Annotated in this window: 28 protein-coding genes and 1 pseudogene; 18 read left to right on the forward strand and 11 right to left on the reverse strand. The window is 65.8% G+C overall.

Annotated features, from left to right (window positions below; translation table 11 throughout):
- Nucleotides 1-193 precede the first annotated feature (193 nt).
- From ACSQ86_RS36210 to ACSQ86_RS36270, 13 genes are all read left to right on the forward strand, one after another.
- Nucleotides 194-2,599, forward strand: a complete 2,406-nt coding sequence (locus ACSQ86_RS36210; protein ID WP_436306432.1) for an adenosylcobalamin-dependent ribonucleoside-diphosphate reductase — start codon at nt 194-196, stop codon at nt 2,597-2,599.
- A 126-nt stretch (nt 2,600-2,725) separates the two neighbouring features.
- Nucleotides 2,726-3,352, forward strand: coding sequence for a nitroreductase family protein (locus ACSQ86_RS36215; protein WP_436306431.1), 627 nt, complete (start codon nt 2,726-2,728; stop codon nt 3,350-3,352).
- Complete coding sequence (locus ACSQ86_RS36220; protein ID WP_436306430.1) at nt 3,349-3,900, forward strand: hemerythrin domain-containing protein; 552 nt, start codon at nt 3,349-3,351, stop codon at nt 3,898-3,900. The genes ACSQ86_RS36215 and ACSQ86_RS36220 overlap by 4 nt, the downstream gene beginning before the upstream one ends.
- Before the next feature lie 164 nt (nt 3,901-4,064).
- Entirely contained in the window at nt 4,065-4,964 is a 900-nt protein-coding gene (locus tag ACSQ86_RS36225) for an acyltransferase (protein ID WP_436306429.1), read from the forward strand.
- 12 nt (nt 4,965-4,976) lie between these two features.
- Nucleotides 4,977-5,594, forward strand: coding sequence for a PAQR family membrane homeostasis protein TrhA (gene trhA / locus ACSQ86_RS36230; RefSeq protein WP_436306428.1), 618 nt, complete (start codon nt 4,977-4,979; stop codon nt 5,592-5,594).
- A 5-nt stretch (nt 5,595-5,599) separates the two neighbouring features.
- Nucleotides 5,600-5,809, forward strand: coding sequence for a putative zinc-binding protein (locus ACSQ86_RS36235; RefSeq protein ID WP_436307723.1), 210 nt, complete (start codon nt 5,600-5,602; stop codon nt 5,807-5,809).
- Between the two features lie 91 nt (nt 5,810-5,900).
- On the forward strand, nt 5,901-6,194 hold the full coding sequence (locus ACSQ86_RS36240; RefSeq protein ID WP_436306427.1) for a DUF2249 domain-containing protein: 294 nt from the start codon (nt 5,901-5,903) through the stop codon (nt 6,192-6,194).
- Nucleotides 6,195-6,230: 36 nt separating this feature from the next.
- Nucleotides 6,231-8,543, forward strand: coding sequence for a nitric-oxide reductase large subunit (locus ACSQ86_RS36245; protein ID WP_436306426.1), 2,313 nt, complete (start codon nt 6,231-6,233; stop codon nt 8,541-8,543).
- Between the two features lie 22 nt (nt 8,544-8,565).
- Nucleotides 8,566-9,033, forward strand: coding sequence for an RrF2 family transcriptional regulator (locus ACSQ86_RS36250; RefSeq protein WP_093110357.1), 468 nt, complete (start codon nt 8,566-8,568; stop codon nt 9,031-9,033).
- Nucleotides 9,030-9,407 (forward strand): metal-sulfur cluster assembly factor, encoded by a 378-nt coding sequence (locus ACSQ86_RS36255; protein WP_436306425.1) that lies wholly within the window; start codon nt 9,030-9,032, stop codon nt 9,405-9,407. The genes ACSQ86_RS36250 and ACSQ86_RS36255 overlap by 4 nt, the downstream gene beginning before the upstream one ends.
- The gene (locus ACSQ86_RS36260) at nt 9,401-10,558 is read left to right on the forward strand and encodes a hypothetical protein (RefSeq protein ID WP_436306424.1); all 1,158 of its coding nucleotides are present in this window, start codon (nt 9,401-9,403) and stop codon (nt 10,556-10,558) included. The genes ACSQ86_RS36255 and ACSQ86_RS36260 overlap by 7 nt, the downstream gene beginning before the upstream one ends.
- A complete protein-coding gene (locus ACSQ86_RS36265) occupies nt 10,558-11,757 on the forward strand; it encodes an NnrS family protein (protein ID WP_436310829.1) in 1,200 nt (399 codons plus the stop codon). Before ACSQ86_RS36260 ends, ACSQ86_RS36265 begins: the two co-directional genes overlap by 1 nt.
- Before the next feature lie 589 nt (nt 11,758-12,346).
- Nucleotides 12,347-12,673 carry a hypothetical protein gene (locus ACSQ86_RS36270; RefSeq protein ID WP_436306421.1) on the forward strand — a complete coding sequence of 109 codons (327 nt, stop codon included), beginning with the start codon at nt 12,347-12,349 and terminating at the stop codon, nt 12,671-12,673.
- Here ACSQ86_RS36270 and ACSQ86_RS36275 read toward each other — a convergent pair.
- The 3 genes from ACSQ86_RS36275 to ACSQ86_RS36285 all read right to left on the reverse strand — a co-directional run bounded on the left by ACSQ86_RS36275 (nt 12,657) and on the right by ACSQ86_RS36285 (nt 15,494).
- Nucleotides 12,657-14,210, reverse strand: coding sequence for a sialidase family protein (locus tag ACSQ86_RS36275; protein WP_436310830.1), 1,554 nt, complete (start codon nt 14,208-14,210; stop codon nt 12,657-12,659). The genes ACSQ86_RS36270 and ACSQ86_RS36275 overlap by 17 nt on opposite strands.
- 317 nt (nt 14,211-14,527) lie before the next feature.
- Nucleotides 14,528-14,839, reverse strand: coding sequence for a hypothetical protein (locus tag ACSQ86_RS36280; protein WP_436310831.1), 312 nt, complete (start codon nt 14,837-14,839; stop codon nt 14,528-14,530).
- A gap of 193 nt (nt 14,840-15,032) precedes the next feature.
- On the reverse strand, nt 15,033-15,494 hold the full coding sequence (locus ACSQ86_RS36285) for a hypothetical protein (RefSeq protein WP_436310832.1): 462 nt from the start codon (nt 15,492-15,494) through the stop codon (nt 15,033-15,035).
- Nucleotides 15,495-15,756: 262 nt separating this feature from the next.
- On the opposite strand from ACSQ86_RS36285, the pseudogene ACSQ86_RS36290 reads away from it, so the two are divergent.
- The 4 genes and pseudogenes from ACSQ86_RS36290 to ubiM all read left to right on the forward strand — a co-directional run.
- Nucleotides 15,757-15,855: pseudogene (locus tag ACSQ86_RS36290) on the forward strand (IS6 family transposase); the annotation flags it as partial.
- A 414-nt stretch (nt 15,856-16,269) separates the two neighbouring features.
- Nucleotides 16,270-17,019 carry a hypothetical protein gene (locus tag ACSQ86_RS36295; RefSeq protein ID WP_436310833.1) on the forward strand — a complete coding sequence of 250 codons (750 nt, stop codon included), beginning with the start codon at nt 16,270-16,272 and terminating at the stop codon, nt 17,017-17,019.
- A 180-nt stretch (nt 17,020-17,199) separates the two neighbouring features.
- On the forward strand, nt 17,200-17,556 hold the full coding sequence (locus tag ACSQ86_RS36300) for a TraR/DksA family transcriptional regulator (RefSeq protein WP_139191759.1): 357 nt from the start codon (nt 17,200-17,202) through the stop codon (nt 17,554-17,556).
- 168 nt (nt 17,557-17,724) lie between these two features.
- Nucleotides 17,725-18,945, forward strand: coding sequence for a 5-demethoxyubiquinol-8 5-hydroxylase UbiM (gene ubiM, locus ACSQ86_RS36305; protein WP_436306417.1), 1,221 nt, complete (start codon nt 17,725-17,727; stop codon nt 18,943-18,945).
- Nucleotides 18,946-18,948: 3 nt separating this feature from the next.
- Here the strand turns inward: ubiM and ACSQ86_RS36310 are convergent, their stop codons facing one another.
- From ACSQ86_RS36310 to ACSQ86_RS36345, 8 genes are all read right to left on the reverse strand, one after another.
- Nucleotides 18,949-19,425, reverse strand: a complete 477-nt coding sequence (locus ACSQ86_RS36310; protein ID WP_436306416.1) for a bacteriohemerythrin — start codon at nt 19,423-19,425, stop codon at nt 18,949-18,951.
- Between the two features lie 30 nt (nt 19,426-19,455).
- Nucleotides 19,456-20,331: a YitT family protein gene (locus ACSQ86_RS36315; protein ID WP_436306415.1), complete on the reverse strand. Its 876-nt coding sequence runs from the start codon at nt 20,329-20,331 to the stop codon at nt 19,456-19,458.
- A gap of 180 nt (nt 20,332-20,511) precedes the next feature.
- The gene (locus ACSQ86_RS36320; protein WP_436310834.1) at nt 20,512-21,054 is read right to left on the reverse strand and encodes a hemerythrin domain-containing protein; all 543 of its coding nucleotides are present in this window, start codon (nt 21,052-21,054) and stop codon (nt 20,512-20,514) included.
- 180 nt (nt 21,055-21,234) lie between these two features.
- Complete coding sequence (locus ACSQ86_RS36325; RefSeq protein ID WP_436310835.1) at nt 21,235-23,487, reverse strand: copper-transporting P-type ATPase; 2,253 nt, start codon at nt 23,485-23,487, stop codon at nt 21,235-21,237.
- Between the two features lie 74 nt (nt 23,488-23,561).
- Nucleotides 23,562-23,858 carry a hypothetical protein gene (locus tag ACSQ86_RS36330; RefSeq protein ID WP_436306413.1) on the reverse strand — a complete coding sequence of 99 codons (297 nt, stop codon included), beginning with the start codon at nt 23,856-23,858 and terminating at the stop codon, nt 23,562-23,564.
- Nucleotides 23,851-24,504, reverse strand: coding sequence for a methyltransferase family protein (locus tag ACSQ86_RS36335; RefSeq protein ID WP_436294623.1), 654 nt, complete (start codon nt 24,502-24,504; stop codon nt 23,851-23,853). Before ACSQ86_RS36335 ends, ACSQ86_RS36330 begins: the two co-directional genes overlap by 8 nt.
- A complete protein-coding gene (locus ACSQ86_RS36340) occupies nt 24,485-24,736 on the reverse strand; it encodes a DUF2933 domain-containing protein (protein ID WP_436306412.1) in 252 nt (83 codons plus the stop codon). The genes ACSQ86_RS36335 and ACSQ86_RS36340 overlap by 20 nt, the downstream gene beginning before the upstream one ends.
- A 25-nt stretch (nt 24,737-24,761) precedes the next feature.
- A complete protein-coding gene (locus ACSQ86_RS36345) occupies nt 24,762-25,193 on the reverse strand; it encodes a hypothetical protein (protein WP_436306411.1) in 432 nt (143 codons plus the stop codon).
- A gap of 181 nt (nt 25,194-25,374) precedes the next feature.
- On the opposite strand from ACSQ86_RS36345, the gene ACSQ86_RS36350 reads away from it, so the two are divergent.
- On the forward strand, nt 25,375-26,160 hold the full coding sequence (locus ACSQ86_RS36350; RefSeq protein WP_436306409.1) for a YoaK family protein: 786 nt from the start codon (nt 25,375-25,377) through the stop codon (nt 26,158-26,160).
- The last annotated feature ends 19 nt before the right edge of the window (nt 26,161-26,179 follow it).

The raw sequence follows: 26,179 nt of genomic DNA on the forward strand, positions 1-26,179 counted from the left end.
CGTCTGATCCCCGAGCTCAAGCACCCTTCAGGAGACCCATCGTGCATCAGCACACAGTCATATCCAGCCCAACCCTTTCGCAGCAGCCCGCCGCGCGCGGCGATGCCCGCTCAAGCGCTCGCGAAGAGCACCGCTTGTTCTACCCGGGCGCCGGCTCGTGCCGTTCGGGCGCCGCGACCAAGAAGACCGTCGTATGAAGCGTGACGACCTTGGTTTGGGCTCGTTGCTGCCGGTGCAGCCCATCAGCCGCGACGTGCTGCTGGAAAAGTACCTCAAGCCCGGCGAGCAGGAGGCCGAGGACCTGTTTGCGCGCGTCGCGCGCGCGCTGGCGTCGGTGGAGGCCGAAGGCGAACGCGCGCAGTGGCAGGCGCGCTTCCTCGCCAACCTGCGCGCAGGAGCCATTGGGGCCGGGCGCATCATGAGTGCCGCCGGCACCGAGCTCGATGCCACGTTGATCAATTGTTTCGTGCAGCCGGTAGGTGACTGCATTCAAGGCCAGGACGAGGCCGGCTATGCCGGCATCTACGAGGCACTGCGCGAGGCCGCGGAGACCATGCGCCGTGGCGGCGGCGTGGGCTATGACTTTTCCCGTATCCGACCGCGCGGCGCCCAGGTGCGCGCCACCGCTTCGCTGGCCTCGGGCCCGTGCAGCTACATCGACGTGTTCGACCGGTCCTGTGCGACCGTCGAGAGCGCAGGGGCGCGCCGCGGCGCGCAGATGGGCGTGCTGCGCATCGACCACCCCGACGTGCAGGAGTTCATCACCGCCAAGCGGACGCCGGGGCGCTGGAACAACTTCAACGTGTCCGTCGCGGTCAGCGACCAGTTCATGCGCGCGCTGGCGGCCGACGAGGAATGGGCGCTCGTGCACAGCGCCAAGCCGGGGTCCGAACTGATCGCGCGAGGCGCCACGCAGGCCCTGGACGGCCACTGGATCTACCGGCGCCTGCCGGCGCGAGAACTCTGGGACACGATCATGCGTTCGGCCTACGACTTCGCCGAACCGGGGATCCTGTTCACGGACGCCATCAACAACGACAACAACCTGCGCTACTGCGAGCACATCGAGGCGACCAATCCCTGCGGCGAGCAGCCCTTGCCGCCTTACGGCTGCTGCGACCTCGGGCCGATCATCCTGCCGCGCTTCGTCGACCATCCGTTCGGGATCGGCGGGACGGCGCAGTTCGATTTCCAGCGCTTCAACGAAGCCGTCGCACTGCAGGTTCGGGCGCTCGACAACGTGCTGGACCTCACTTTCTGGCCGCTGCCGCAGCAGCGCGCCGAAGCCATGGCCAAGCGCCGCATCGGCGTGGGCTTCACGGGGCTGGGCGACACGTTGGCCATGCTGTGCCAGCGCTATGACCAGCCCGAGGGCCGGGCCATGGCCATGCGCATTGCACGCAGCCTGCGCGACGCCGCCTACGCGGCGTCGGTGGCGCTGGCGCGCGAGAAGGGTCCGTTCCCACTATTCGATGCGCAGCGCTACCTCGCGCGCGGCACCTTCGCCAGCCGCCTGGACCAGGCATTGCAGGAGCAGATCCGCATGCATGGCATCCGCAACAGCCATCTGGTGTCGATCGCACCCACCGGCACCGTGAGCCTGGCGTTCGCCGACAACGCCTCGAACGGCATCGAGCCGGCGTTCTCCTGGACCTATCGGCGCAAGAAGCGCGAAGCCGACGGCAGCATCTCCGAGTACGAGGTTGAAGATTACGCCTGGCGCCTGTACCGCTCCCTGGGTGGGGACACCGACGCGTTACCCGCCTACTTCGTCTCGGCACTGTCGATGCCCGCGGCCGGCCATCTGGCGATGATGGAAGCGGTGCAGCCCTTCGTCGACACTGCCATCTCGAAGACGGTCAACGTGCCCGCCGACTACCCCTATGAGGACTTCAAGGGACTCTACCTGCACGCCTGGACCGCCAACCTGAAGGGACTGGCCACCTACCGGCCCAACAGCATCCTGGGGTCGGTGCTGGAGGTCGCGCCGACGGCGCAAGAGGGCGCGCCCTCGCGCGCTGACAACGCCGCGGCCGACCCGATGCGCGCGATGATCGAGAGCCGTCCGACGGGTGCCTTGAATGCCAGCGCCGAGAAGATCGAGTACTGGACGCAGCAGGGCCGGCAGACGCTCTATCTGGTGGTGTCCTTCCTGCCCCTGGCCGACGGGCGGGAACGGGCCATCGAGTTCTTCATGCCCGTGGGCCAGAGCGGCGAATCGCAGCAGTGGATCACCGCGAGCATGCGGCTGCTGTCGCTGGCCGCACGCGGGGGCTTCCTCGAACGCGCGCTCGCTGACATGCGCAAGGTGGCATGGGACCGCGGTCCCGTGCGTCTGGGCCATCACGTGAAGGCCGATGGCAGCCAGGTGCCCATGTGGCACGACTCCGAAGTCGGCGCCATCGCGTACGCGATTCAGCAGCTGATCGCGAAGCGAAGCGGCTCGGCGCCAACGGCGCCGGACGTTTCGACGCCGACGGCTGCTGCACCCTCGCCCTTGATGGGCGCCAAGTGCCCGGAATGCGGCGCCCACGCCATGATCCGAAAGGACGGCTGCGACTACTGCACGCAGTGCGGGCACCTCGGAAGTTGCGGATGAACGCGGCCCGGGCGGCCGCGACGCTGCTGCGTGTTTCCGCCACCTTGACCTTCCGGCTCGGCCGGACCATGCTGACGCTCGTTGCCCTCTCGCGAGCCGCTCTCATGCTCATCCGGGGAATTCGACATGCCTCCTGATACGGACGCCTGCGCTTCGACGGCCATCCTGGCTGATCCGCCTGTCACTGAACGGCAACTGGCAGCACTCCTGCACACGCGCCGCACGGTACTGCCCAAGCGGCTCGGCACGCCCGGACCTGAGCGGTCCGAACTCGAGCAGATCCTCGGCGCCGCGGCCGCGGCCCCCGATCACGGCGGCCTGGTCCCGTGGCGCTTTGTCATCGTGCCGCCGCCGCAACGCGGGCGCCTCGCTGATGTATTCGCGCAGGCCCTGCAGCAAGCCACGCCTGACGAACGGGGCAAGGCGCGCGAGAAGGCCTTTCGCGCTCCGGTCCTGATGCTGGCGATCGTGCGGCTGGGCCCCGACAACGAGGAGATTCCGGCCGCCGAGAGGATCGTGTCGGCCGGATGCGCCATCCAGAACATGCTTCTGACCGCGACAGTCCTGGGCTACGGTTCGGCACTGACCTCCGGCAAGGCGCTGCAATCCACCGGACTGCGCGCACTGTTCGCTCTGGACCCACAAGAGGAACCGCTCTGCTTCATCAGCGTGGGCACCGTGCTGGCCCACGCGGCCGGTCCGGCGCGGCCGGACCTCGAGCGCTATGTCTCCGAACTGGTCCCCGCGCCATGAACCGCTCTTCGCGCCTGGCCTCTCTCATCGCATCGCCAGCGGCCGGATTCGAACAACCCTTCGAGATGATGGAAGCCTGCCATGAGCGCCTGGAGCGCACCCTCGGGCTGCTCGAGCGGCTGCGCGCCCATGTCGCGCGTCACGGCGCCGATCAACAGGCGCGGCAGGCCGCCCGCGACGTCATGCGCTACTTCGATATGGCCGCGCCGCAGCACCATCTCGACGAGGAGATGCATGTGTTCCCGACGCTGGTCGTGCGCGGCGATCCTTCCATGCTCGCGCTGGTCGCTCGCCTGCAGCAGGAACATCTTCAGATGGATGCGCGCTGGCGCACGGTGCGCGCGATCCTCGAACGGCTCGAGCGCGCAGAGATGCAAGCAATCTCGACGGCCAGTGCAGCGGAGATCGATGCATTCACGCGCCTGTATGGAGCTCACATCGAAGCCGAAGAGCAGCTCGCCTATCCGGCTGCGGCCGCGCTGCTCGACGATGGCGCGCGCGACGCGATGGGCGCGGAGATGCGGCGTCGCCGCGGTGCGGCCTCCTGACGGCACCGACGGGCTCGATCGCCACGCTGCGCGAGGCAGCCATCGATGCCCGGCAAGCCATGGAAGGTTGAGCGGGATCAACAAGTCAAAGGTGCAGCCCACGCAGAATGGCTGAAGGTCTGCGCAAACGCAGGCGCCCTGCTCCTCCTTCTGCACGCCATTCCTTGTCTGCCCTCCAACCAATGCTCGCCCTGCTGCGCGGTGCCCTCAGCGCTGCACTGCTCGGCTTGAACACGCTGGTCGCGTTCACCCTGATGGTGCCACCGGCGCTGGTCAAGTTGATCGTGCCCGCCGGCAGCGTGCGCACCGGCTGTGACCGGATCCTGAACACCCTGGCCACCGGATGGGTGGCCGTCAACAACGCGTGGATCGCGCCCGCGTGCCCGGCGCCATGGAGGATCCGGGGCCTCGAGGGCCTGAATCGCCGCGGCTGGTATCTGGTGTCGAGCAATCACCAGAGCTGGGTCGACATCCTGGTGCTGCAGCGTGCCTTCCATGGACGCATCCCGTTTCTCAAATTCTTTCTGAAGCGCGAGCTCATCTGGGTGCCGGTGATCGGGCTGGCCTGGTGGGCGCTCGACTTTCCGTTCATGAAACGCGGCCGAGGCCGGAATGCGCATCGAGGGGATCTGGCAGCGACCCGACGATCCTGCGAGAAGTTCAAGCGCGTTCCGACGGCAGTCATCAATTTCGCCGAGGGCACCCGCTTCACGGCGGCCAAGCATGCCGCGCAGAACAGCAGCTACCGCCATCTGCTCGAACCCAGGACGGGTGGCCTCGGCGTGGCGCTGGCCACGATGGGCGAGCGCTTCGAGGCCATGCTCGACGTGACCATCGTCTACCCCGAGGGGACGCCCAGCTTCTGGGCGCTGCTGTGCGGCAAGGTGAAGGCCGTCACCGTCGACGTCCGTCGATGTGCCATTCCGCCCAGCCTGCTGGGCGGGGATTCATCGGGCGACAGGGCGCACCGCCAGCGGATTCGCGAATGGGTCGAGGCCCAATGGGCAGAGAAGGACCGCCTGATCCAGCGCTTGCTGGGCGAGCGCCGCAGCGCTCGCGAATAAGCAGTGCAAGGCATGTACCGCGGCGAACGTTTCAACAGCATCAGCCATCTCGCCGGCGCCGGGTTCGCATCGGCGGGCACCGCCTGGTTGATCACGCAGGCCAGTCGCGCGGGCGACCCTTGGAAGATCACAGGCTTCAGCATCTACGGCGCGATGCTGGTCGCGCTCTACCTGTTCTCGACCCTGTACCACAGCTTCAAGGGACGCGCGAAAGATGTCCTGCGCAAATTCGATCACTGCACCATCTACCTGCTGATCGCCGGCAGCTACACGCCGTTCGCGCTGGTGTCGCTGCGTGGCGCATGGGGCTGGTCGCTGCTGGGTGTCGTGTGGGGGCTGGCGCTGGCCGGCATCGTCCAGGAAATCTGGCTCGCCCGAGGCGCGCGCGCCGTGTCGCTGGCAATCTACATGCTCATGGGGTGGCTCGCGTTGGTAGCGGCGTGGCCACTCTGGCGGGCACTCACGCCGGCGGGCTTCGGCTGGCTGCTGGGCGGCGGCGCCTGCTACACGGTCGGCCTGCTCTTCTACGCCACCGACCATAAGGTCCGTCACGGCCACGGGCTGTGGCATCTGTTCGTGCTGGCCGGAAGCGGCTGCCACTTCTACACGGTGCTGCGTTACGTGGCCTGACCATGATGGATAGGCCGCTTGACGATCCCGCCGCAAGCCCCTTGGTCTGGTCGTGCTCCGGCTGCTCCAGCGCCGCGCAGCTGGCGAACCACGCTGCACTGCAACTGGACCGTCGAGACATCGCCGCGATGTCCTGCATCTGCGCTCAAGCCGGTGACGCGGCGCAGCGCTCCGATGGCGCTCGCAGGCGACCTCGATTTCGATGCGGACCTTGATGCAGATCAACACCTCGCGCCGGGCCCTTTCCTAGCATAGATGCATCTTGAATACACCTTCTAGCCCCTTCGCTATCCACAAGGAATCCCCGTGAAATCTGCAGTCTTCTCCTCCACCGTCGATGTCCGAGTTCTGGAACCACGCTTTCGTCATTCGCACATCTTCTCGACCTTCGCCGCCCTCGATGACGGCCACGCCATCGAACTCGTGAACGACCACGATCCCAGGCCGCTTTGCGCGCAGTTGCAGGCGCAGTGGCCCAACCGCTTCGCATGGAACTACCTCGAGGAAGGTCCCTCGGTGTGGCGCGTTGCCATCACCAAGATCCCGGCCTTCACCGCCAATGCGAGCGGGGGTTGCTGCGGTGGATGCGGCGGCGCCTGAACGCCGGGCCCCTCTTCGATGACCCAAGGAAATGTCATGAGAAACAACAACAGGCTGTGGCGCTGGCTCGCCTTCATCTTCGTACTGTCGTTCGGTGCACTCGGCTACCTGGGCGTGCAGATCTACCTGACGGCCCCACCGATTCCCGCATCCGTCACCGCCTCCAACGGCGAGGTGATCTTCACCGGCGAGCAGGTCCAGCGGGGCCAACAGGTCTGGCTGTCGGCCGGCGGACAGCAGCTGGGCTCCGTGTGGGGCCATGGCGGCTACGTCGCGCCCGACTGGTCCGCGGACTGGCTGCACCGTGAGGCCGTTGCGCTCAAGAATCGCCACGCGCAGCCCTACCGCAAGGAGCCCTCCGCGCTGAGCGCATCGGAACGCGGTGCGCTCGACGCCACGGTGATCGACGAGATGCGGCGCAACACCTACGACAGCACGAGCGGTGTGGTCAGCGTTTCGTTGGAACGCGCGCAGGCGATCCGAGAAACGGCCGCGCACTATGAGGCCCTGTTTGGCCACGACGGCTCGGTCGCCACGCTGCGCGAGCAATATGCCATGACGCTGGACACGCTGCCCGATCGCGCCGACCGCCAGGCACTGACCGCCTTCTTCTTCTGGACAGCGTGGGCTGCGGCCACCGACCGACCTGGGGAGACGGGACTGAGCTACACCAGCAACTGGCCGCACGAGCCGCTGGTCGGTAACACCATGACCAGTTCCGCGGCTGTCTGGTCGATGGTCAGCATCGTCCTGCTGCTGGCAGCCATCGCCGCCATGCTGTGGCTGCACGGCAGCCAGAGGCACGAAGCCGAGGCGCAGCCGCCCAAGACGGACCCGCTGCTCGGTGCCACCGCGACGCCCTCCATGAAGGCCACGCGCAAGTACTTCTTCGCGGTGATCGGGCTGATGCTGCTGCAGATCGCGATGGGGGTCATCACGGCCCACTATGCGGTCGAGGGGCAGTCGTTCTTCGGGCTTCCGTTGGCCGAGCTGCTTCCCTACGTGGTCAGCCGTACGGTGCACACGCAGATCGGCATCTTCTGGATCGCGACCGCGTGGCTGGCCACCGGCCTGTACATCGCCCCGCTGCTGTCCGGCCGCGAGCCCAAGCTGCAGAAGCTCGGCGTGGATGTGCTCTTCTGGGCCCTGATCGCCATCGTCGTCGGCTCCACGCTGACCGGCTGGCTCGGCACCTTGCAGCACCGTGGCGTTGACTTCAGCTTCTGGCTGGGCAACCAGGGCCTGGAATACACGAGTATGGGCCGCGTCTGGCAAGTGCTGCTGTTCGTCGGCCTGCTCTTCTGGGTCTTCCTGCTGGGTCGCGCGCTGTGGCCGGCATTGACCAAGCCCTCGGCATCGCGAGGCCTGATCGCGATGGTGTTCCTGTCGGCAACCTGCATCGGCGGCTTCTATTCCACCTCGCTGGTTTGGGGACAGCACACCCACTACTCGATGATCGAGTACTGGCGCTGGTGGCTGGTGCACCTGTGGGTGGAAGGCTTCTTCGAGGTGTTCGCCACCGCCGTCGTCGCGCTCATCTTCACGCGTCTGGGCCTGGTGCGCACCGAAAGCGCCAACCGAGCGATCATCGCCGAGACCATCGTGTTCCTGTTCGGCGGCATCCTCGGAACGCTGCACCACCTCTACTTCACCGGCACGCCGACGTCGGTGATCGCCGTGGGCGCCGTGTTCTCCGCGCTCGAGGTCGTGCCGCTGACCCTGATCGGCCTCGAGGCGCTGCAGACCTACCGGCGGTCGCAGGCCATGCCCTGGCTCGCCGCCTACAAGTGGACCATCATGTGCTTCGTGGCCGTCGGCTTCTGGAACACCATCGGTGCCGGCGTGCTCGGCTTCGCGATCAACCCGCCCGCCTCGCTCTACTACGTGCAAGGGCTCAACATGACCGCCGCCCACGGCCACGCCGCGCTCTTCGGCGTCTACGGGATGCTGGGCATCGGGCTGATGCTGTTCTGCCTGCGCGGTCTGTACGAGCGCGAGCTGCACGCCGACGGCTTGCTCAAGCCCGCGTTCTGGGGCCTCAACATCGGTCTTGCCATGATGGTGTTCCTGTCGCTGCTGCCCGCCGGCATCTACCAGGCCTGGGCCAGCGTCACGCAAGGCTTGTGGTACGCCCGCTCTGCCGAGATCGTGCATTCCCGCGTGATGGAGATCCTGGTCTGGATGCGTGTTCCGGGCGACATCGTCTTCGCCCTGGGCGCGGTGCTGCTCGCCGGGTACGCGCTGCGTCTGCTGCGCCGCCCAGCGTCGCAATCTGCGCCGCAAACATCGCCGCGCTTGAAGGGCCGCAAAGGTCTGGCCGTCCAGGCGGGCCACGTGGCCGAACGGTGAGGCGGCTTGCCCGTGAGAGATCATGAAGCTCACCGCCTTCACCGACTACAGCCTGCGGGTGCTGATCTACCTGGCCGCGCAGCCGGAGCGACGCGCCACCATCGCCGAGATCGCCTCCTCTTTCGCGGTGTCGGAGCATCACTTGACCAAGGTGGTCCATTTCCTGGGCAAGCACGGGTGGCTCGCCAACGTCCGCGGCAAGGGAGGCGGTCTGTCGCTCGCGAAGGCGCCCGACTCGATCAATATCGGCGACGTTGTGCGTCACACCGAAGGCAACGCGATCGTGGAATGTTTCGGGGAAGGCGGTGGCGAATGTCGGATCACCGGCCTGTGCCGTCTGCGCGGCGTGCTGGATGAGGCCGTGGCGGCGTTTCATGCGGTGCTGCATCGATACACGCTGGCGGACCTGGTTCACAACCGGGAGGCGCTTTCCGCAATATTCTTTGTCGATCAAGCCCCAGTGCGTCGCGCTGCCAAGGGGGCGGCATGACCTCCTCCTCTCGTCGCGCTCGTACACCAGAGCAGGCAACTCTCGAGGCGGCTTCCATTCCCTACGACGGGCCGGAGGCCTTGCGCCAGCCGATCGCCGACGCGCTGTCACGCGTCGTCGATCCGGAAGTCTCGATGAACATCGTCGATGTCGGCCTCATCTACGGCGTCACCGTAGACAGCACAACCGCGCACGTGCTGATCACGATGACTTCAGCCGCCTGCCCGGTGATCGACCTCATCATCGAGGATGCAGAGCTCGAGCTGGACAAGGTCCTCCCGGCCGATCTCAGGATCTGCATCGAACTGGTGTGGGAGCCGCCTTGGACCCCAGACCGCATGAGCGCCAACGCCAGACGGTTCATGGGATGGTGAACGCCGAACGTCCTGCCGTCCGAGCCCGCCGCTGGGCACCGGCATCCCGCACATGGATCTTCGCGCGCGTGGTGTTCGGTGCGCTGGTGACCGTCTCCTTGGTGGCAGGTGTCGCGGGCGGACTTTGGCGGCTCGGCGTCGCGGTGCCGGATCCGCTTTCCTTCGCCTGGACCGGCCAGGTGCTGCTGGTGCATGCGGCCCTCATGATCTGCGGCTTTCTGGGCACGGTCATCGGCATCGAACGCGCAGTGGCCGTCAAGCATCGTGCGGCTTTCCTCGCGCCGCTCGCGTCGGGCTCCGGCGCGCTGTGCCTGGTCCTTGGGCAGCAGGCCGCCGGCGCGTGGCTCGGCGTGGCGGCGGCGGTGTCCTTCCTTGCGGTCAACGCGGTCGTCGTGCGGCGCCAACACGCGGCCCACACCCTTCTGTTGCTGGTCGGCGCGGCCGCATGGGTGACAGGCAACGTTCTGTTCGCGCTGGGACATGGCGGCAATACAGTTTTTCCCTGGTGGTTTGCCTTTCTCGTCATGACGATCGCCGCCGAACGCCTGGAGATGACGCGGCTCATGCGCCGACGCCCGAGCGCCAGCGTCACGCTGCATGTCGTGCTGTCGCTGCTGCTGGCGGGCGCCGCATGGTCGGGCGTGGCGCCGCGCGCCGGTGGGCTGGTCTACGGCACGGCGCTCGTGCTGCTCGCCGCGTGGCTGGTGACCTTCGATGTCGCGCGACGCACGGTGTTCGCGCACGGCATTAGCCGCTACATGGCGGTCTGTCTCCTGGGCGGCTACGCCTGGCTCGGGGTCGCCGGCGTGGCGTGGGCCACGACGGCGCTCGGATGGGCCACCCGCGACGCAGCGCTGCACGCGTTGGGACTCGGCTTCGTCGTCAGCATGATGATGGGGCACGCGCCGGTCGTGCTGCCGGCGATCGCACGGGTCAAGCTGCAGTTCGGCGCCTTCTTCTATCTGCCGCTGGCTGCCCTGCACCTGTCGCTCCTGATGCGGCTCGTCCTGGGGACCTTCAGCGAACCGCTGCGCGCTGCCGGCGCCTCATTCAACGCAGCGACGATCGGCTTCTTTGCCGCCACCGTGGCCGGCGCGGCCGTGGCGTGGCGACTCCAACACGGCGCCGCCGGCGCCAGAAAGACCCAGTAATGGCGCCCTTCACCGCCGTCAAACGCGCGCAACCACCCGCGGCCCAAGAAGGGCCCGGCTTTGCCCTGTGGCAACTCGGCTTCCGACCGTTCTATCTGCTCGCGAGCGCCTTCGCCGCGCTGTCCGTCGGCCTGTGGGCGATGCAGTTCGCCGGCTGGCTGCCGGGGGCCTACCTCCAGGGCCCGCTGTGGCATGCACACGAAATGCTGTTCGGCTTCGCCCTCGCCGTGATCGTCGGCTTCCTCTTCACCGCGGGGCGCAACTGGTCGGGCCAGCCGACGCCCGTGGGACCGCCGCTGGCCGCCCTGGCGGCGCTGTGGGTGGCAGGGCGCGTCCTCGTTCTCACGCCCTTCGTCTGGACGGCCGCCGTCGTCAACGCGGCGTTTCCGCTGGCGTGCGCGGTGGCGCTGGCCATCCCTCTCGTGACTGCACGCAACCGCCGCAACTACTTCTTCATTGGATTGCTGCTGGTGCTGTCGGGCGCTGCATTCGCCTTCCATCTCTCGGCCCTCGGCGTGATCCAGACGCCGACATGGATCGGCATCCAGTTGGCCCTGGATGTCCTGCTGTTCATCATGGCGGTCATGGGCGGCCGGGTGATCCCGATGTTCACCAACAACGGCATTTCCGGCGCCAATGCGACGCGACACCCCCTGATCGAGAAGGTGGCGCTGGGCTCTCTGATCGCGCTGCCGATCAGCGACGCAATGGGCCTGCCGTCGCTTGTCGTGGCAGCCATCGCCGTGCCGGCGGCGCTCGTGCATCTCGTGCGTTGGCTGCTCTGGCGGCCCTGGAAAACGCTGAACAACACACTCGTTCTCGTGCTGCACCTGGCCTACGCGTGGATTCCCGTGCACCTCGCGTTGCGGGTGTTGGCATTGCATGGCTGGGTGTCGCCGTCGCTGGCTACCCACGCGCTGACCGTCGGCGCGGCCGGGGGGCTCATCATCGGGATGATGGTCCGCACGGCGCGAGGTCACACCGCTCGAATCCTGCGCGCCGACCAGGTCGATACCGCCTGCTTCGTGCTGGTGCTGCTCGCCGCGCTCGTGCGGATTTTCGTGCCGCTCGTCGCACCGTCCCAAACCCTCGCCGCCGTGCTTGTTTCCGGCGCCTTCTGGACATTGGGCTTCGGCTTGTATGCCGTGCGCTACTGGGCCGTGCTGACCCGCCCCCGCCTGGACGGCAAGCCTGGCTGAGCTCGCCGACCTCCATACGCATTCGCGCCACCCAACGCCTGCATCATGTCAAAGCTTCGCATATTCATGGCCGAGGACAGCGCAGCGGCCCGTGTCCGCCTCACGGAAGACCTCAGCCACTGCGCTGACCTCGCCATCGTGGGATGCGCCGACACCGAGCCCGGCGCTCTGACCTGGCTGGTCGAGCACCCGCACGGCTGGGACCTGGCGATCGTCGATCTGGCCTCGCCAGTGTCGTTCCGCACCTGTCGATCGGCGCCGAGGACGCAAACCCCGAGGCGTTGCGCATCAAGGACTTAGGCGCAGATCTGCCAAGCTACTTTGAACCCGCTGCGCAACACAGCTTGAATCTTCGGGCGGGTTTTTCACCCATCTTTGAATTTTCCGTGTCGCGCGAGCCGGTCACGAACTGACGGCGGCCGGGCGCGAACAGCCGGTTGGGGCCCTCTGCCGTCTTACGAGCTGCCGCCTTGAACTACCGCTTCGCAGCGACGGCTGCCGTTCGCCGCCGCGCCTCGAACTCACCATCCCGGCCATCAAGAGACATCCGTGTGCTCCGAAGGCGCCGCAGGCAACGACCGCTGCCCGAGTGCAGCAGACATACGTCGACGTAGGGCGTGGGAATTTCTCCAGGGCGGACCTGCATCGTGGGCCGTGGGCGACAACACGAAAGCTGGTCGATCGTCAGCTCTGCAGCCCTGCAACGGATGCCATCCGCGCGCTCAACGCAGAGGCCCTCATCGACACCCAGCTCGGCCTGTTCAGCGCCGCGAAGGGTCTGTGCGCGCAGATCGTCCATCTCGAGCGCGCCGCGATGCTTGCGCCCGATCCACGACTCGGGTCCGCCGCCGCGACGCCCAATCGCAAGCACCGCCGGAACCGCTCGCACACGGCCATCGTCAGGGCTGCCGGATGAAAACGATGCTCTGGCGGTCGTGGCTGTCGACGAACACGCCATTGTTGTTCTGCGGGAAGACGACCGGCAGACCTAGGTTGTTGGCAACGGTGAAGGCGGCGACGAAATCGGTGCTGACGGTCGAAAGCCCGACGTAGTCGCCGGGGAAGAAGCCGCGCTGACCGGTGATCACCATCTGCCGCATGTCGAACGATTGCGGCGTGAGCCGCCGCTCGCCGAGGTAGTTCAGGTCGGCGTCGAACAGCGACAACCACACGTCTGTGCTCAACCCCGGGTCGCCGAGCACGTCGTTGCGCCAGTCGTAGAAGAGCACGCCGACCCGGCCTTGCGCATTGACCGCAACGATCGGCAGGAACGCCTGCACGCCGGCGGCCGTCCCCTGGTTGACGCGCACCGGCGTCGACCACGTGGCGCCGCCGTCGCTCGAGCGCGCGACTACGATGCCGGCGCCGCCTTGGGTGTTGGCGTTGCCATCCTGCCACGTCATGTAGATCTGACCGGTCGCGCGGTTGACCGCGATGATCGGCAACTCCTGCGCATCGCGAATCGGGATGCCGAGTTCCGGGTCGACCGCGGTGACGCTCGCAAACGAGGCGACGCGCGCGTCGACGCGCGTCCAATGCTTCCCCTGGTCGACCGAGCGAAGGATCGACTGCTCGAACGTGACGCGACCCGCAGCCCGGTCGAAGAGGATGCGGAAGAACGCGTTGACCAGCGTGCGGTTCGGCAGCACGACGATCTGCGCGCCTTGGCGAAACACGGCCTGCTCAGCAGGCGCCGCGTTGCCCATCGTGGCGATCGGGATCGCCGGCGACCACGTTTGCCCGCCGTCGGTCGAGCGCGCGAACACGAGCGACACGACCCCGGTGCGGAACAGCGTCCACGTCGCGTATACGAGTCGCGAATCGAACGGATCGGCGGTGAGCGTGTTCTTGTCGTTGAACAATGAGCGCCCGCGATCCTGCGCCGGGTTGCGCGCGATGACGACGGGCGGCGACCACGTCGCGCCGCCGTCGGTCGAACGGGCGACGACCATCGCGTTCTCGTTGACCGACGTCTTCTCGACCAGCGCCATGTAGTGCGCGGTGCCGTTCGGGCTGAAGCTGATCCACGGATCGCTGCCGCGTTCATAATCGCCGGCCGAGCCGGGCATCGCGCCGGAGCAGCGCGTGAACGGAATGACCACCTGCTGCCAGGTCGCCCCGCCATTGAACGTATACGCGGCGCCGAGGCTTTGTGCGCCGCCCGTGCTCCAGCGGTCCTGGTGCCAGCCGGCGATCATGTTGCTCGGATTGGTCGGGTTGACCGCGAGGTGGGGTTCAGTCTCGCTGTTGCGATAGACGACGCCGAGCTGCGGCGCGCCGTTGCACGCGGTGACGGCGAGCGGGTCGTTCGGGTTTCCGCCGTCGGGGTTGAGGCTCAAACCGCTGATCAGCACCTGCGCGCGCGCCGCATCGGGCGCGCCAGCGAGCACTAGGCCCAGCACCGCCGCGCCGAGGAACGCCGATCCGCGCGTAAGCCGTGGAAGCTGTGACATGCCTTCCTCCTGCTGTATCGAAGGAGGCCACATCGTGCGCTCGCCTCGAAAGCCATGTCAAGGCATCGTGCTGCGTGGGCGCGCGTGGAGCCAACGGCGTGCCCCCTGCGGAAACCGGGTGGCAATGGCCGGTCTCGAAAATGTCAAGCGGGCGTTCGACTCGAAATTTGCTAACAGCAGCAATGGGTCGAGAGCGGCGTTGAGCGACTGCTTTTTGGCATCAACATTGAATGGCTGGTGATGGCCAGGTGATGGCCGCATTCTGCCGAAGAGCTTTCTGCCAGCCAGCCAGCCATGCGCGCTGCCGGCATGTGCATCTATCGAAGTCTGGAGCCGCCCGAGTTTACTGCTTCCTCATCTCGCCTACTTGGGTAATACGGCTTCTTCTCGTCCAATTGGTAGAACAGCAAGCCATGAATTTCCATGGCTTGTGCTTTGACTACACGCCGTGTCCATAGCGCTTTGAACGCGCTGTTGAGCGTTGCTTCATCAAGCCTGCGTTCGTAGACCTCATCGATGAACGCGACGTCCTGTCCAGCCGGGAAAATGAGCGAGAACTCCTCGTCAGTCGCGGCAAGGATGTCGTAGACGCAATTCACGGCGCCGTCGATGACCTGGATATTCTTCATTGCAAGCTCATGGTGAAGGTTGCCGGCGGAGGTCCGCTGGGCCGCATCCTGCCGCATCCTCGACGGCGCCGGCGGGCCTAACCGGCTGTTTGCGGCCTGACCGTCGGAGCCTTGTGACCCGTTTCTGCGACCGGGGAAATTCAAAGTGGGTGAAGAAACCGCCCGAAGATTCAAACTGTGTTGCGCAGCGGGTTCAAAGTGACCTGGTAGATCTGCTCCAAGTCCTTGATGCGCACGCCTCGGGGTTGCGTCCTCGGCGCCGATCGACAGCGACCCACGACGCTTCAGGTTCGCAGGCGAGCGGGTCTTGTTCGGCGTACTCCCGGTCGAGCAGGCAGCCGGTCGCCTTGAACCAGCAGATCGAGTCGTGCGCGGCGACGACCGCCAGCTTAATCTGCTCGGACGCACCCGGGTCGGCCAAAGCCGCCCACTTGGCGCTATCGGCCGCCTGCTCAAGCTCGAATACGGCCTCGCGTTGGCCGGGGGCAGGGGCGCCTTCCACCGCGGGCCGCGTTTTCGCGAACTTCCGCCGAAACTCCGCAACGACCGCCACGAGAACTGGGCATGCTATGCCGTCAGCCGCCAGCGCGGCTTCAGCCGCGGTCAATCGGCTGTCGAGCTGGAAGCAGACCTGTTTCGAAATCGTTGTCGTCATGATGCTCTCCCAGTCAGGCCGGCCGCCCCCTGAAAAACACCCCTACGGCCTTCCTGCGCGGTTCTCCCGCCGCCACGTGCTCTCGGCCGGGCGCTGTGCCGGGAACGGTGCGTGCGTTTTGGCTGTAGGCTTATAAATTGTAGTCAGGCAGCTCGACCCCGCAAGGAGCAGGCCGCCGCGCTGCTGGTCTGCATCACCCCACTGCCGGCCGAGGCCAGGCCCGCGACCACCCGGTGCAAATCGCCCCTGCGGTGGCGAGTCGATGGCGCAGCGGTTGCAGAGCATGGACGAACTGTTCAAAGGCCAGCCCTGGTACCTGCGGTTCAAGCTGAGCTTTCGCGACTTGGTGGAGATGATGGCCGCCGACCCGCACGAGCGGCGGACGTCGCGTGCTCTTTATGTCGGGCGACGATGCGCCGGCTGCGGGTCTTCCCATATTCGCAGTGCGTAGCTCATTCGGCTCCGAAGGGTAATTCTTCGACAGCAGAGCATCGTCGAGGGGCGGAGGTTGGAGCCCGAGCCGAGGGTCCGCTCATGGCCCTTTGCACTCGCTCAGCGGTCCTGAAAGTGCTTGATCCGGTGTGGTGCTTGGGCCCGCGCGCCACGGGATCTTCACGCGGCGCGCCACCGAACATTCGAACATTCCCGTGTCGCGCCTGCGGACCTTCGTGTATGCGGGCCGTCCAACGGCCATGTACGGCGGCTTAGGGCCCCAAAGAAGGTCGGCAGGGTCAAGCGCTGCCAGAATCGTGCAGGATGTATCCGAGACGGCAACATGAGCGCAGCACTTTACGAGCCGATCAATGTGTACAAGCCTGTGGCGGCAAACATCGGAGTTGTCGACGGGCCCTTTGAATACCTGACCGTGGCTGGCGTCAGGCTGCCGCTACCGTTCACCACCCGCATGACGGTGGTGCGCCTCTCGAACGGCGATCTTTTCCTTCACTCGCCGACGAAGTTCGATCGCAAGCTTGCAGACGAGCTTGAGCACCTCGGGACTGTCCGGTATCTGATCTCCCCCAACCAGTTCCACTATGCCCACATTGGGGAGTGGTTGAACGCCTTTCCGGATGCCGTCGCATGGGCGTCGCCGGGCGTACGCAGAAGGAGCAGAGCGCGGCGCGTGGAGATCCGTTTCGGGAGAGACCTCGATCTGGACCCGCCGGGCGAATGGCGGAACGAACTGGACCAAACGCTGTTTCCGGGTGGCTACTTCAAGGAATTCATCTTCTTCCACCGGGAATCAGAATCTCTCATCGTGACGGACGCCATCATCAACATCGAGTTGGACAAGATGGACGAGCCTTGGCGAACGTTGACGAGGATGAGCGGGATGTACTACCCACGCGGGCAGGTGTTCTTCGGGATGCGCCTGCCGCTGTTGTTGCAGCGAAAAAAGGCAGCTGCGGCCATCGCGAAACTTCACGCATGGCGGCCTCGCCGCATCTTGCTCAGTCATGGGCGCTGCTTCGACGCGGATGCAGACGCGGTTATCCGCCGGATTTTCGGAAAGCTTGGGAGGTGAGAATCCGAGGGCTGCTCCTGGGCCAACGGCTGTCACACGCCGTCAGGCCAGATACGGACAAGGTCGCCCGCTGGCAGCTGCGCGGAGTTTTGGGCGACGCGGAATTTGACGCGGATCAAATCCCGGGCGAATGGACATCCGGATACTGGCGGCCAGTCAACCTCATCCCGAGCCGCCAGCATGAACCACATGAAGCCGGAAGATCTGCAGTCCTTCATCGAGCGTCTGGACATCCTGAAGCGGTGGGCGCTCAGCGAACGCGCCCAGCTGCACGACGGCCGCGCCGAGCATGCGCCCGACGCGCAGGCTTCCGAGCCCTGCCCTTCGTCGGCTGGGGAAGTCGGCAATGTCACGGCCTTCGCTGCCGTCAAGGTTCGTCGGCCGACGCTGCAGGATATCGAACAGGCACTCCAACGCATCTCCCTGGGCCTCTACGCGCTTTGCCTCGATTGCGAGCGTGTCATCGCGCGCGAACGCATGCTGATCGAACCGGCGGCCATCCGGTGCCACGCCTGTCAGTTCAGGCTGGCCCGCTGAACGCTGGAGCATTGCAGCCAAACTCGCCCTCGCCCACGGCGCTCGACCTGAAGCGCCGCGTGTTGAACTTTCGGGCGCCAAGGCCCGTTTCGCCAACCCTTGACCTCCGTCAAGGTGAGCGCTGCTGCGCCGCCCACAATCCGGCTCCTCATCCACGGAGGAAACTGAATGCAGCAGGATCGTGACGTCCTCATCGTCGGCGCCGGTCCGACCGGGCTGGCTTTGGCCATTGCCCTGGCCGACGCCGGCTTCACCGCTACCGTGCTGGACGCCCAGCCGCGCGAGGCCCTGGCCGCCCCGGCCGAGGACGGACGCGACATCGCGCTGACCCACGCCAGCGTGGCCACGTTGCGCGCACTGGGACTTTGGCAGCGCCTCTTGCCCGAAGAAATCGGGCGCATCCGGGAAGCGCGCGTCATGGATGGCGATCGGCAGCGCTCGGCGCTGTCCTTCAACGCGCACGGCCACGGCGCCGACGCTCTGGGCTGGATCGTGCCGAACCATGCACTGCGCCGCGTCAGTTTTGCAGCTGCGGCACAGCGCCCGGGACTGCGTCTGATGGATAGCGCGCAGGCGCTGCGCATCGGCACCTTGTCCACGCACGCGGAACTTGAGTTCGGCACCTCACCGTGCGCGCCGCACCATCTGCGCGGCCGCCTGCTCGTCGCGGCGGACAGCCGATTCTCCTGGTCCCGCCGGCAGCTCGGCATCGCGGCCGACATGCATGACTTCGGCCGCACCATGATCGTGTGCCGGATGCAGCACGACCTGCCACATGACGACGTCGCGTATGAGTGCTTCGGCTACGAACGCACGCTCGCGGTGCTGCCCGCTGCGGGCCATGTCTCGTCGGTCGTGGTGACCACCGACGCCGCCGCGGCGGCGCAGCTGTTGGCATTGCCCGAACGTGCGTTCGCGACCCTGGTGGAGCGCCAGTTCCGCGGCCGGCTGGGCCGCATGCAACTGCTCGGGCGGCGCTTCGCCTACCCGCTCGTTGCCGCGTATGCCCGCCGCTTTGCGGCCCTGCGCAGCGCGCTGGTCGGCGACGCGGCCGTCGGCATGCATCCGGTCACGGCCCACGGCTACAACCTAGGATTGCAAAGCATCACCTCTCTCACACACGCACTCTGCGCAGCCCGCGCCGCCAACCAGGACATCGGCGCCGCCGCGGTTCTGGCGGGCTACGAACGCAGGCATCGTCGCGATTCGGCCCTGATCTACCACGGCACGAATGCCGTGGCGAAGCTCTATGCCAGCACCGGCGCACCGCAGCGCTTCGCACGTCAGCTGATCCTTCGCGCGGCCCAGCATCTGCCACCGCTGAAGGCGGCGATCACTGCGCGCCTCACAGGCCAGGGCGGCCTGCAGTTGCCCGGAGCGGCTCCCTAGCGCTCAATGCGTCGCACCGTGCTCCACGGCGGCACGCAGCGCGGACCACACGGGAAGCGAGGCCTGCGCCGGCACGTCGGCGGGCGCGGGTTCGAATCGTGCGCTGCGCAAGTGGAGGGCCAGCGCGGCGTCCATTGTCTGCACATGCTTGACATACCAGTCTCTCAACTGATGCGCCATCTCCCGCACCTGCAGCAGCCTTCCTTCCTCGGCCTGCAACGCACCTTCGCGCATGACCCCCAGCACCACGCGGTGCTGGATCGCGTGCTCCTTGCGCGATGCGTAACCGGTCGTTCGCATCCAGATGTCTTCGCGCGCAAAATTCTCGGCGGCGCACTCCACCAGGTCGCGCCAGGCCGATGGCAGCTGCGCGTTGTCAGCCTTGTCAACCAGCGCCAAGAGCCCGAAGAACTCCTTACACGCCTGGTCCATGAAGGGCAAGTCGAGCGAGAGTGCGTCGGATCGATCCAGGGCAGCCATGTGATCTCCTTTGATACTGAAGACACAAGGCTACCGGCGCCTGGCGAGTGGCCCCTTGATGTGGCTCAACGACTGATCAATCGATTCGCCCACATCACCTGCAGCACCTCTCAGCGACCTCCGTACTCGTGGGCTGGCGCCTTGGTAGGGCCGGTTGCCCGAGCCGGGCCGCGAGTCCTGCGCCAAGTGATGGCGTATGCCGGTCCCGGACGCATCACCGACGGCGTGAGCCTTGTCCGCATGAGCCTGGCCGAACGGCGCTTCGCGTGGCGCGGGTGAGCTCCGTGGCGGCAGACCTTGTTCGCCCGGTCGATGATTCCACACCAAAACCAGATTCACCATCACTGCCGACACGATGGAATAGACGACACGGCTCGGTTCAACGAGAGCGAATGCCGCCGCAACGATCGCGGCATCACACACCATTTGCACCGTGCCCGCGCGCCATCCACGCCGCCGCTGCAGAAACAGTGCCAGCACGCCAAATCCACCCAGGCTGGCACCATGACGGAACAGCACCAGCAAACCGACACCGATCAGCAAACCACCGACGATCGCTGCGAACAGCGGGTGCGCCGAGTGCACGCTGAGAGCCCTGCCCATTCCTTCGACGCCGAGCGACAAACCGGCGACGACGATGATGGTTTTCCAGGTGAATCGCGCTCCGAATACGCGCCAGGCGAATGCGATGAACGGCAGGTTCACGATGAGCAAGGTCCAGCCGAGAGGCCAGCTTGTCGCATAGCTCATCAGGAAGGCCAGACCAGGAATGCCGCCGGTCAACAGTTGGGCGCTGCGAAGCATGGCCAGCCCCAGGGCGACCAACAGTATCGCGGTCGCGAAACCCTGCGCGTCGTTCAGCAGCGGGTGTGGCCTTGCGACGTGGACTCGCGTGCTTTGATCCATGAAGCAGTGTCCCCCGTGCGGTGAATACTGACCTTGCGCCAGGACAAGGTCTTGCGCTGCTGCGGCCGTTCCGGGCGTCGCCGCCGATCGCCCCCTGTGCTCGAAGACAGAGGCTTCGGGCTTTGCGAGCGACGCTGTTCGGGTGCCCGAGGGAGCTTTGCCGCCGGATCGAGGCGCCGGTTATCTTGCCGCCAGCAACTCGCGCAGCCTCCCATAGGTCGGACTCGGCGCTTCTCCGAACAATGGATCCGAACCGGATGGAACCGCCCCCGCGACGATCTCCCAGTCCTGCGCTGTGAGCAAAAGCGCCGCGCGCGGCAAGATGTCCCTTTCCTCGGTGGCAAGGTGGTGCCGGTAGTAAACCAAGTAGAGTGCTGCCGCCGCTTCTACGGTCTCGCGCAGGATCAGAGCATCGGCGACGACCTCCTGCAGTCGCGTCACAAGCTCTTCGCCGGCAGCGGCGATTGCGCGATGCTCCTGCAGCAGGCGATTGATTGGGAGGCGCAACGACGGATCGCGCATGACCAGGCTCGCGAATGCGGCGTCCTCGCGCGGATGGTGAAAGCGGTCCCCAAACTCCCGCAGATACGAGACGATCTCGAGCATGAGGTCGACATCCGGATCTTCGCCTTCGTGAAACCTGGTGACCTGCTCTTCAAACACATCGAGGAGCCGGGAGAAGTTGACATGCTCGGCATGCCATAGCGCGAGCGGGTTGGCCATACTGAACCTCCGAAATCCGGTGGAACCCAGGGGCAGTCTAGCCAGCCCGGCGCCGAACTCCATGATCTGCGTCAGGCAAACTGCTTGACACTTGGGAGATTCGGCCTCTCGCCGTCCCCTTGCGGCGTGCCATGAGGCGGCACGGTTCATGAGCAAGGTTGGCCCAGTTCGCTCACTTCGTCATCGGTCGCCCTTTCCGGCTCGCAGTCTCAGCGAGTTGGCGATGACGCTGACCGATGACAGTGCCATCGCCGCCGCCGCCACGACCGGCGACAACAGCAGGCCGAAGAACGGATACAGAACACCGGCGGCGATCGGGATGCCGGCGACGTTGTAGGCGAATGACAAGAAGAGGTTCTGGCGGATGTTTCTCATCGTCGCCTTCGAAAGCAGGCGAGCCCGAACGATGCCCATCAAGTCGCCTTTCAGCAGCGTGACGCCGGCACTTTCCATTGCCACGTCGGTGCCGGTCCCCATCGCGATGCCTACGTCCGCTGCGGCCAGGGCGGGCGCGTCGTTGACCCCGTCCCCCGCCATCGCGACCACCCTGCCCTGCGCCTTCAGCCGCTGGACAACGGACGCCTTGTCCTCGGGGAACACCTCCGAGATGACCTCGTCGATACCCAACTCCCGCCCCACAGCCTCCGCCGTCGTCTTGCCATCGCCGGTCAGCATGACGATACGGACGCCGGCATCGCGCAGGGCCTTGAGAGCCTGCGGGGTTGTGGCCTTGATGGGGTCGGCGATGGCGACGAAACCGGCAAGACGACCATCGAGTCCCACGAAGATGACCGTCGCCGACCTCGAACGCTGGGACTCTGCCTGCGCGGCCAGCGCGGCCACATCGATGCCCTGCTCCGCGAGGAACTTGGCGCTCCCGCAAACCACGCGTGAACCGTCAACGACACCGACCACGCCCTTGCCGACGGGCGAGTCGAAGTCGCTGACGGACGACAGCGTCAGCTTGCGGTCCCGCGCCTCGGCCACGATGGCGGCGGCCAGCGGATGTTCGCTCGCACGCTCGACGCTGGCGAGCTTCTGCATCACCGCAGCCGCATCGAACCCGGCGGCCGGCGCGACCTGGACTACCTTCGGACTACCTTCGGTCAAGGTACCGGTCTTGTCGACCACCAGCGTGTCGACCTTCTCCATGCGCTCCAGCGCCTCGGCATCGCGGATGAGCACGCCCTGTTGCGCGCCGCGGCCCACGCCCACCATGATGGACATTGGCGTCGCCAGCCCCAGCGCACACGGACAGGCAATGATGAGCACCGCAACCGCCGCGATGAGCGCGTAGGAGAAGGCTGGGCTAGGACCCCAGACGAGCCAGGCGACAAACGTCAGCACAGCGACCGCCATCACCGCCGGCACGAACGCCCCTGCCACCTGGTCGGCCATGCGCTGGATCGGCGCGCGGCTTCTTTGCGCGGCAGCCACCATTTGGACGATCTGCGAGAGCAACGTATCGACGCCCACCTTCTGCGCGCGCATGACGAAGCCGCCGGTCTGGTTGAGCGTTCCCGCGGTGACCTTGGAGCCAGGCGCTTTTGCGACCGGCATCGGCTCTCCGGTGATCATCGACTCGTCGACCGTGCCCCGGCCCTGCGTCAACTCGCCGTCGACCGGCACCTTCTCGCCCGGGTGAACGCGCAGCAGCTCACCGACCTGGACGATGTCGAGCTGAACCGTCTCGTCGGACCCATCCGGCTTCACCCGAATGGCCGTCTTGGGTGCGAGTTCGAGCAGGGCGCGAATGGCGCCCGAGGTCTTCTCGCGAGCGCGCAGCTCCAGGACCTGCCCCAGCAACACCAGCACTGTAATCACCGCCGCGGCCTCGAAGTAGATGGCCACCGCACCATCTGGCAGGCGGAACTGCGAAGGATACAGCTGGGGCGCGAGCGTGCCTGCGATGCTGTAGACCCAGGCCACGCCGGTCCCGAGCGCGATCAGGGTGAACATGTTCAGACTCCGGTTCTTGACGGAGAGCCACGCTCGCACGAAGAACGGCCAACCGGCCCATAGCACCACGGGCGTTCCGAACACAAGCTGCGCCCAGTTCGAGGCCTGCTGTCCGATCAGGTGATGGATATCGACCAAGTGCGCGCCCATCTCCAGCACAAACACCGGAAGGGTGAGCACCAGGCCACCCCAGAAGCGACGCGTCATGTCCCTCAACTCGGGGCTATCGCCCGTCTGGGACGTGGCCATCACCGGCTCGAGCGCCATGCCGCAGATGGGACAGTTCCCCGGCCCCATCTGGCGCACCTGCGGATGCATGGGACACGTGTACTCGACGTCCTTGGCGTTCGCCTTTGGCGTCATCGTCGACGGAGAAGACGCTCGGCCTGGCTGCACCCCGTGGTCGCGATGGCCCTGATGCGTCGCGTGGTGGTGCGCGTGAAGGTCGGCTGAGGTGTCGGAGGTCGATGGCATGTTCTTTCCCGCGAAATTGATGCAGTCTGTGCCTTCCCACGGGGGGAAGGTCAAGCCGCCCCTCGGTGCTTGCTTCAGCCCGAAGACGGGGCAACGAGCAGGTAAGCCACCGATCCGAGAGTTGCCAGCAAGCCGGCCCAGCATGCCCAGAACACGGCGAGCTCCCACCACTGCGGTTCGCGCTCGCCGATCTCCAGCCGATGCTTGAGCGTCATACCCGCGCCATGCAGCAGCACGCCGGCGCCGAGCAAGGGCAGCGCGAATCGCTGCATCGGCATCGGCGCGAGCAACCCCAGACCCAGTCCGAGGACGGTGGCGCCGATGCCAGACAGCAGCTCGGCGCTCTTGATGCGAGGCGAAACGCTAGGCATGCCGATGGCGAGCACGCCCCCATGAGGGAAGAAAGCGCGGTGTCACCGCCGCGTATGCCCGCCATGGGTCTCCGAACTCGCGCTCCGAATCGCGCTCTTCGGACATCGCCAGCCGAACGTACATCACGACCAGGACCGGGAACATAGCGAGCGTCAGCACCGTCGGCCACTGAAGCAGAAAGCCGAACATGATGAGAACGAACGCAACGTACTGCGGATGCCGGATGAAGCAATATGGGCCGGCTGTCGCGAGTTCGTGTCGCCGCTGCGCGTAATACAACACCTGCCACGCCTTGGACAACAGCGCGAAGCCGGCGAAGATGGCAACGAAGCTCAGGATATGCAACACGCCGCTGTGCGGATTGCCGTGCTGGCCAGTGAACAGCCACCAGAGGTGTCCTGCCTCGTGCCCGAACAGGTTGACATTGGGGAACTTGGCGCCGAGCCAGCCGGACAACAGGAAAATCGTCAGCGGGAAGCCGTACATCTCCGCAAAGAGCGCCACGATGAAGGCCGAGTACGCACCGAAGCTCCTCCAGTCCCGAAGCGTGGTCGGCTTGAAGAAGCTGTAGGCGAACCCCACGAAGATGAAGGAGTTCAGCAATACCAGGCCCCAGAGGCCGTAGTCATTGTTGGCGCTGTTCATTGTCCGGCTCCCGTGGGCTGCGGCCTCGAGAATGCCCGCCATGACGGTGCCCGTGATGCATGAAGACGTGCATCAACGGACAGGCAAGCACGAGAATCAATGGGAGCACTCCGAGCAAATGTGCCCGGTGCTCGGCGTACAGGAAGAAGCCGCCGACGAGCGCGACGACAAGCAGGGCGATTCCGCCGGGCGAGCGCCAGAATGTCGGCGATTCGTTGTTTCGCGTATCCATCTCCACGCCTCCATGACCGAGGACGCTACCTGGCTGCCGGCGGCTTCGCCGCTTCCCGGTCCATCATCATCTGCATCATCATTTCCATCATGTCCATGCGGCGCTCCATCATGTCTTTCTGCATGGGCGGCTCCGCCGGCATCGAGGACTTGCCACCGTCTTGCCTCGGCATGCCGCTCCTCATCTGGCTCATCATGGTCATGCCGCCCTGCATCGCGCTCATGTGGTCCTTCATCAGCGCCGCACGCTCTGCCGGCGTCTTGGCGGCCTTCATCTTCTGATGCATGTCCTGCATCAGCTTCATTTGCTCGTCAACCTTGGCGGTGTCGGCCTTCGCTGCGGTGCTCGCGGGGTGATGTGCGGCGTGTTCATCCGCCTTTTTGGCTCCCGCCCCTGGGAACGATGAACAACCGGCAAGCGACATCAGCGCTGCGGTGATGAGGATCATCTTCTTCATTTCAGTTCCTTTCGATGCGAATGCAAAATCGGTGGCAATCGCCAAGAGCATGCTCGCTGCAGTTGCTGGCTTCCTTGACGAATATCAATCGCGCGGCCTGATGCAACATCTGTGCGGACCTTCCGTTCGCTACCACCGGGATCTATTGCCGGACGCGTAACATCTGGATTTCGCCATCGAAATGCCCATCAACTACGCAAGGCGCCTTACAGGCCGAAAACGAACCGCGAATGCGAATCGCCACCTGGGATTCGCATTGGCATTCGTGGCCGGGGCCATCAATGCCGGTGGGTTCCTGGCCGTCCAGCAGTACACCTCTCACATGACGGGCATCGTCTCTTCGATGGCCGACAACCTTGTCCTGGGCGTATACGACGTGGTGCTCAGCGGGGCGGGCGGGCTGTTGTCGTTCCTCGCAGGCGCTGCGAGCTCAGCGGTCCTGGTCAACTACGCACGGCGCCGCCGAATGCACAGCGAGTACGCGCTGCCGCTGTTGACGGAGGCCTCTTTGTTGATCTGCTTCGGCGTCCTTGGTGCCCGACTGTCCGATATGCGAGGCCTTTTTGTTCCAGTGACGGTGATGCTTCTCTGTTTCATCATGGGACTGCAGAACGCGGTGATCACCAAGCTGTCGCACGCCGAAATTCGAACCACCCACCTCACCGGCATCGTGACCGACATCGGCATCGAGCTTGGGAAGTTGTTCTATCGAAATGCCGCCGGCCCGCCTTCGCATCTGCGCGTATTGGCCAACCGAGACCGCCTGCGCGTTCTCACGCTTCTCGTTGTTTTCTTCTTTGTTGGCGGTGTGCTTGGCGCTGTCGGCTTCAAGCACGTCGGCTACGTCTCGACCGTGCCTCTCGCCCTGGTACTGCTGGGGCTTGCGATAGTTCCGGCGGCCGACGATCTGACGACTCTTGCGCGTCGCTGGGGCCGCGCGGCCAGGCACTCGCGAAAGAGCAATTGACGCCCTCCTCTCGCGAGAG

The sequence above is a fragment of the Variovorax sp. LjRoot130 genome, assembly GCF_964253755.1.
Lineage (GTDB): Bacteria > Pseudomonadota > Gammaproteobacteria > Burkholderiales > Burkholderiaceae_C > Variovorax.

Bases quoted from the DNA above. Each gene is read 5' to 3' on its own strand.
- ACSQ86_RS36310 (WP_436306416.1), bottom strand. From the start codon at position 19,425: ATGGCTGCCCTGGATCGATCCGACGCACTCTCGCTCGACTTGCCCTTC.
- ACSQ86_RS36245 (WP_436306426.1), top strand. From the start codon at position 6,231: ATGAGAAACAACAACAGGCTGTGGCGCTGGCTCGCCTTCATCTTCGTA.
- ACSQ86_RS36255 (WP_436306425.1), top strand. From the start codon at position 9,030: ATGACCTCCTCCTCTCGTCGCGCTCGTACACCAGAGCAGGCAACTCTC.
- trhA (WP_436306428.1), top strand. From the start codon at position 4,977: ATGTACCGCGGCGAACGTTTCAACAGCATCAGCCATCTCGCCGGCGCC.
- ACSQ86_RS36265 (WP_436310829.1), top strand. From the start codon at position 10,558: ATGGCGCCCTTCACCGCCGTCAAACGCGCGCAACCACCCGCGGCCCAA.
- ACSQ86_RS36340 (WP_436306412.1), bottom strand. From the start codon at position 24,736: ATGGATACGCGAAACAACGAATCGCCGACATTCTGGCGCTCGCCCGGC.
- ACSQ86_RS36215 (WP_436306431.1), top strand. From the start codon at position 2,726: ATGCCTCCTGATACGGACGCCTGCGCTTCGACGGCCATCCTGGCTGAT.
- ACSQ86_RS36260 (WP_436306424.1), top strand. From the start codon at position 9,401: ATGGTGAACGCCGAACGTCCTGCCGTCCGAGCCCGCCGCTGGGCACCG.
- ACSQ86_RS36275 (WP_436310830.1), bottom strand. From the start codon at position 14,210: ATGTCACAGCTTCCACGGCTTACGCGCGGATCGGCGTTCCTCGGCGCG.
- ACSQ86_RS36330 (WP_436306413.1), bottom strand. From the start codon at position 23,858: ATGCCTAGCGTTTCGCCTCGCATCAAGAGCGCCGAGCTGCTGTCTGGC.
- ACSQ86_RS36250 (WP_093110357.1), top strand. From the start codon at position 8,566: ATGAAGCTCACCGCCTTCACCGACTACAGCCTGCGGGTGCTGATCTAC.
- ubiM (WP_436306417.1), top strand. From the start codon at position 17,725: ATGCAGCAGGATCGTGACGTCCTCATCGTCGGCGCCGGTCCGACCGGG.
- ACSQ86_RS36350 (WP_436306409.1), top strand. From the start codon at position 25,375: ATGCCCATCAACTACGCAAGGCGCCTTACAGGCCGAAAACGAACCGCG.
- ACSQ86_RS36300 (WP_139191759.1), top strand. From the start codon at position 17,200: ATGAACCACATGAAGCCGGAAGATCTGCAGTCCTTCATCGAGCGTCTG.
- ACSQ86_RS36335 (WP_436294623.1), bottom strand. From the start codon at position 24,504: ATGAACAGCGCCAACAATGACTACGGCCTCTGGGGCCTGGTATTGCTG.
- ACSQ86_RS36325 (WP_436310835.1), bottom strand. From the start codon at position 23,487: ATGCCATCGACCTCCGACACCTCAGCCGACCTTCACGCGCACCACCAC.
- ACSQ86_RS36315 (WP_436306415.1), bottom strand. From the start codon at position 20,331: ATGGATCAAAGCACGCGAGTCCACGTCGCAAGGCCACACCCGCTGCTG.
- ACSQ86_RS36220 (WP_436306430.1), top strand. From the start codon at position 3,349: ATGAACCGCTCTTCGCGCCTGGCCTCTCTCATCGCATCGCCAGCGGCC.
- ACSQ86_RS36320 (WP_436310834.1), bottom strand. From the start codon at position 21,054: ATGGCCAACCCGCTCGCGCTATGGCATGCCGAGCATGTCAACTTCTCC.
- ACSQ86_RS36285 (WP_436310832.1), bottom strand. From the start codon at position 15,494: ATGACGACAACGATTTCGAAACAGGTCTGCTTCCAGCTCGACAGCCGA.
- ACSQ86_RS36280 (WP_436310831.1), bottom strand. From the start codon at position 14,839: ATGAAGAATATCCAGGTCATCGACGGCGCCGTGAATTGCGTCTACGAC.
- ACSQ86_RS36235 (WP_436307723.1), top strand. From the start codon at position 5,600: ATGGATAGGCCGCTTGACGATCCCGCCGCAAGCCCCTTGGTCTGGTCG.
- ACSQ86_RS36295 (WP_436310833.1), top strand. From the start codon at position 16,270: ATGAGCGCAGCACTTTACGAGCCGATCAATGTGTACAAGCCTGTGGCG.
- ACSQ86_RS36345 (WP_436306411.1), bottom strand. From the start codon at position 25,193: ATGAAGAAGATGATCCTCATCACCGCAGCGCTGATGTCGCTTGCCGGT.
- ACSQ86_RS36210 (WP_436306432.1), top strand. From the start codon at position 194: ATGAAGCGTGACGACCTTGGTTTGGGCTCGTTGCTGCCGGTGCAGCCC.